1 protein-coding gene is annotated in these 704 nt (G+C 38.6%); it reads right to left on the bottom strand.

The annotated features are described in order from the left end of the window. On the bottom strand, positions 1–653 hold a 653-nt coding region (locus CVN76_RS01755; RefSeq protein ID WP_442857530.1), incomplete at its 3' end, for a GntT/GntP/DsdX family permease. Positions 654–704 lie beyond the last annotated feature (51 nt).

The following is a 704-nucleotide window of genomic DNA, read 5'->3' as shown; positions in this document are numbered from 1 at the left end:
ATGATCGCAACGACTAATCCTATAATAAGAATATTGCCCACTTTGAACGTACTGCCAACCAAAATAATGACAATCAATAATAATATCGGAAGTATACTGATGAAGACGGTGGGAAGCTCTTTTTTCACATCTCCTTCCGAACCGGAAACATCAAAATCAGCAAACGTTTCTCCCTTGGCCATACTTTTCTTTAACATGGAATTCATATACCATAGTGTAAAAGCAATGGCCACTACCGATCCTATCATTCCCAAAAGTGGTGCTGCTGTAAGTGATGTACCCAGATAGGCTGTAGGAACAACATTTTGTATAGAGGGAGTACCAGGCAGCATCGTCATCGTAAACGAACCAAATCCGAGTGTAACAGGAATCAAAACTAGGTTCCATGCAATATTTAATTGTTTAAATAATGGTTTTGCAAGTGGAATGAGTACAAAGATTACTACAAATAAACTAATGCCGCCATATGTCAACAGGGCGCTTATAAAGAAAATGGCTACCAGTACTGGAAACGGTTTTTCCGTGCCTGTTTTTTCTAAAACCTTTTCGGCGATTGATTGCGCTGCCCCACTCACATCGATATATTTCGCTAAAATGGAACCTAAGATGAATATAGCAAAAAAATTAACGACGAAACCTGTAAGACCCGTCATATAAGAATTCTCTTTCCCTATCAAGGCAGGAAAAAAATCCATTTGATTCGT

The organism is Bacillus sp. mrc49 (assembly GCF_002803435.1).
This window is presented reverse-complemented; position numbering and strand designations above follow the sequence as displayed.